Raw genomic sequence first — 4,157 nt, 5'->3', positions numbered from 1 at the left:
CGGCCTGACCGGCCCCGCCGCCCCTGTCCGCGTCCCGCGCGGCACCACCGGGCAGCTGGACTGGGAGGCGGAGCTGGCCGTGGTCATCGGCCGCACGGCGCGTGACGTGAGCGTGGCGGACGCCGCGTCGTACGTCTTCGGCTACACCGTGGCCAACGACGTGTCCGCCCGTGACGCGCAGTTCTCCGACGGGCAGTGGTTCCGGGGCAAGAACTTCGACGGCTTCTGCCCGCTCGGCCCCTGGATCACCAGCGCTTCCGAGGTACCCGACCCACAGAGCCTGGCCATCGCCGCGCGCGTCAACGGCCTTACGTTGCAGGACAGTTCGACCAAGGAGATGATTTTCGGCGTGGCCGAGACCATCGCCTACCTGTCGCGCTACATGACGCTGTATCCCGGGGACGTCATCGCCACCGGCACCCCGCACGGCGTCGGCATGGGCCGTGACCCGCAGCTGTGGCTGCAGGACGGGGACATCGTGGAGGTGGAGGTCGAGGGCCTCGGCCTGCTGCGCAATCCGATCCACGTCACCGACTGACGGCGGCACAACCTGCCGCCGTCCCCGGCGGCCTCCTCCGCCCCACCCCCTGGCCGAGGAGGCCGCTCCCCCCGCCTCACGCCTCACCGCCTTCACTCCCGTACGCCCTTACGTCTGCACGCCGAAGGAGCCGCATGAACATCGCCGATGATCCCGACCGCGCACCGGCCCGCTCGCACCTGTACGCGATGGGCCTGAGCGAGGAGGAGATGCGCCGTCCCACCGTCGGCATCGCCTCGACCTGGACCGGGACGATGCCCTGCAACCTGACGCACCGTGACCTGGCACGCCATGTGGCCACGGGAGTGCGCCGGGCGGGCGGGACGCCCATGGAGTTCAACACCATCGCCGTCTCGGACAACCTGACGATGGGCACGCCCGGCATGCGGGCCTCGCTCGTCAGCCGGGAGGTCATCGCCGACTCGATCGAACTCATGGGGCGGGCCCATCAGTTCGACGCCATGGTCTGCATCGTCGGCTGCGACAAGACGGTGCCCGCCGCGATGATGGCCATGGCACGCCTCGACATCCCCTCCGTGCTCCTCTACAGCGGCAGCATGATGCCGGGGACCTGGCGCGGGCGCGAGGTGACCATCCAGGACATGTGGGAGGCCCTGGGCGAGCGGTCCGTCGGCCGGGTCAGCCAGGAGGACGTGGACGACCTCGCCCGGCACGCCTGTCCGGGCGCCGGAACGTGCGCGGCGCAGTACACCGCGAACACGATGGGCACCGTCGCGGACTTCCTGGGCCTCGCCCCGTTCGGCGTCGGGGACATCCCCGCCACGGTCGTGGAGAAGACGGCCGCGGCCGAGCAGATCGGCGAACTCGCCCTTGACGTCCTCTCCCGCGACCTGCGGCCCTCCGCCATCCTCACGCAGGACGCCTTCCACAACGCGATCGTCTCCGTGGCCGCGATGGGCGGCTCCACCAACGCCGTCCTGCATCTGCTCGCCATCGCCCGCGAGGCCGGGATCGACCTCGCCATCGACACGATCGGCACGGTGTGCCGTGCGGTGCCGATCATCACCGCGCTCAAACCGTCCGGGCCCTACACGGCGGCCGATCTGTGGCGGGCCGGCGGCACCTCGCTGGTCGCGGCCCGGCTGCTGGAGGCGGGCGTGCTGCGCGACTCGGTCAGGCTGGTCGACGGCCGCTCACCGGCGGACGTGGCCGCGGCCGCCGTCGCCACGGAGGGGCAGGAGGTGGTGAGGGAGGTGAAGTCGCCCGTCAAGGCGCCGGGCGCACTGGCGATCCTGCGCGGTTCGCTCGCTCCGGACGGCTGCGTGCTGAAGCTGGGCGGGCGCCCCGACTTCGTCCGCCGGGGCCCGGCGCGGGTCTTCGACTCCGAGGAGGCGTGCTTCGAGGCCATCCAGGGCGGCCGGATCACGGAGGGCGACGTGGTGATCGTCCGCTACGAGGGTCCGGCCGGCGGCCCCGGCATGCGGGAGATGCTGTCGATCACGGGCGCCCTGGTGGGCCAGGGTCTGGGGGAATCGGTCACCCTGGTCACCGACGGACGCTTCAGCGGTGTCTCGCGCGGCCTCGTGATCGGCCACGTGGCCCCGGAGGCGTGGCACGGCGGTCCCATCGCGCTCGTGGCGGACGGTGACACGGTGGTCGTGGACTCCGCGCGCAACACGCTCGACCTCGATGTCCCGGACGAGGACCTGGCCGCGCGCCGGGCACGCTGGACCCGCCCGGAGCGCCCCCTTGAGCGCGGCGTCCTCAGCAAGTACGCGGCCATCGTCGGCTCGGCATCGGACGGTGCCGTCACCGTGTGACGCGATACCGCCTTCCACCTGTGGGTCTTACCGCGCGGCAGCGGTGAGGCCCACCGGCGCGCGAGCGCACCCCGGCGGCACGGACCTGTTTGACCTTGACACGGTGACAAGGTCTTCACTGCTCGCCAAGGAGGTGGTCTCCATGACGATCACAGGACACGACGCGCAGGACCAACAAGCACACCAGGCACACCAGGCGCTCCGGGCGCTGGAGGACGACCGCTCGTCGGTGCGGCTGCGCGCCGCTCTGGCTCTGGGCACGTCGCCCGACCCGCGCTTCGTCGGCAAGCTCGTCGAGCGCTGCGCCGTCGAGCCCGAGTTCTACGTCCGCGACATGCTGACCTGGGCGCTCACCCGCCACCCGGTGGCCATGACGCTGCCCGAACTGGTCCGCGAGGTCCGCTCGGAGCGGGCGCAGGCCCGGAGCCAGGCCCTGCACACACTCTCCAAGATCGGAGACCCGCGGGCGTGGCCGGCGATCACCCGGGCGCTGCTCACCGACACCGAGGAGGAGGTGGCCCGCAGCGCCTGGCGGGCCGCGGTCCTGCTCGTACCGCACGGCGAGGAGTCCGCGCTGGCCGCGACGCTGGCCACGCAGCTGGGACGCGGTGGGCGGGAGACACAACTGAGCCTGAGCCGGGCGCTGGTCGCACTGGGCGAGGTGATCGCGCCGGCCCTGCATACGGCCACCGCGCACCGCGACCCGGGGGTGCGCGCGCACGCGATCGCCACGCAACGGCTGCTGCGCGACCCGGACACCGGGTTCGAGTTCGCCATCGAGGAGGCCAAGCGCGTCGTGGCCCTCGGCGGGTCCGGCCGCGAGGGACAATAGGGCGTGTTGATCGGTGAGGTGGCTCGACGGTCCGGGGTCAGTGCCCGCATGCTCAGGCATTACGAGTCACTCGGCCTGGTGCGGCCCACCGGTCGCAGCGGCTCGGGATATCGGGAGTACTCCGGAGAGGACATCCGGCGGATCTTCCACATCGAGAGCCTGCGCTCGCTCGGGCTTTCGCTGCGGGAGATCGGGCGCGCCCTCGACGACTCCGGCTTCACGCCGTCGGCGCTCGTCGGCGATCTCATCCTGCAGACGCGCGAACGCATCGCCGCCGAGACCGAGTTGCTCACGCGGCTGCGCCGCATCGATGCCGCGGACCCCGGCGGCTGGGAGGACGTCCTCCAGGTCGTCGCGCTGCTCCAGGCCCTGGGCTCGAAGAACGCCGACGCGCGCCAGCGTGCCGCGCTCTCCTCGGGCGACGAGCTGACCGCGCCGGTGGAGGCCCTGGTCGAGGCCGCGCTCAGCGAGACGGATCCGAACGTCGCCGGGGCCCTTCGATGGGCCCTTGCCCGCTCGGGCGAGGCGGCTGCGGCCCTGCTGGCGGAGGGCCTTGGCTCACCGGCGGCCGCGGTGCGGGAACGTGCCGTGCAGTCCCTCGCCGAAATGCCCGGCGAGGAGGCCGCCGCACGGCTGCGGAAGGCCCTGGAGCACCCCGATGCCGTGGTGCGCGGGTATGCGGCGCTGACGCTCGGAACACGGGGAGAGGCCGAGGCGGTCCCCATGCTCGTCGACATGATCGCGGAGGGCCGGAACGACACCGACGCGGCCGATGCGCTCAGCGTGCTGGCCGGCGACGCCACAAGGGCGGATCAGATCGCGGTCGGACTCCTCGAACGCCTCGGCCACGCCACCACCACGGCCCCTGCCCGCAGACGGCTGACCCAGGCACTGGCCGGCATCCCGGGCGCGAGGACGTCACGAGCCCTCGCGGAGCTGTCGCACGATCAGGACCGTGCCGTCGCGGTGACGGCGACGTACCTGCTTCAGCTGCGCGAGGCACAGC

At 72.4% G+C, this 4,157-nt stretch carries 4 protein-coding genes; all 4 read left to right on the top strand.

Features of this window, described 5'->3' with window-relative positions; all coding sequences use genetic code 11:
- The coding region (locus ACQKIP_RS41565) for a fumarylacetoacetate hydrolase family protein (protein ID WP_427745383.1) at window positions 1-538 on the top strand (538 nt) is incomplete at its 5' end.
- Window positions 539-672: 134 nt separating this feature from the next.
- The gene (gene ilvD, locus ACQKIP_RS41560; protein ID WP_365853867.1) at window positions 673-2,319 is read left to right on the top strand and encodes a dihydroxy-acid dehydratase; all 1,647 of its coding nucleotides are present in this window, start codon (window positions 673-675) and stop codon (window positions 2,317-2,319) included.
- Between the two features lie 142 nt (window positions 2,320-2,461).
- Window positions 2,462-3,151, top strand: a complete 690-nt coding sequence (locus ACQKIP_RS41555) for a HEAT repeat domain-containing protein (protein ID WP_365853869.1) — start codon at window positions 2,462-2,464, stop codon at window positions 3,149-3,151.
- Window positions 3,152-3,154: 3 nt separating this feature from the next.
- Window positions 3,155-4,157, top strand: a 1,003-nt coding sequence (locus ACQKIP_RS41550) for a MerR family transcriptional regulator (protein ID WP_427745381.1), incomplete at its 3' end; no start/stop codon positions are given.

Source organism: Streptomyces sp. NPDC059900 (assembly GCF_050270335.1).
Classification (GTDB): Bacteria; Actinomycetota; Actinomycetes; order Streptomycetales; family Streptomycetaceae; genus Streptomyces.
This window is presented reverse-complemented; position numbering and strand designations above follow the sequence as displayed.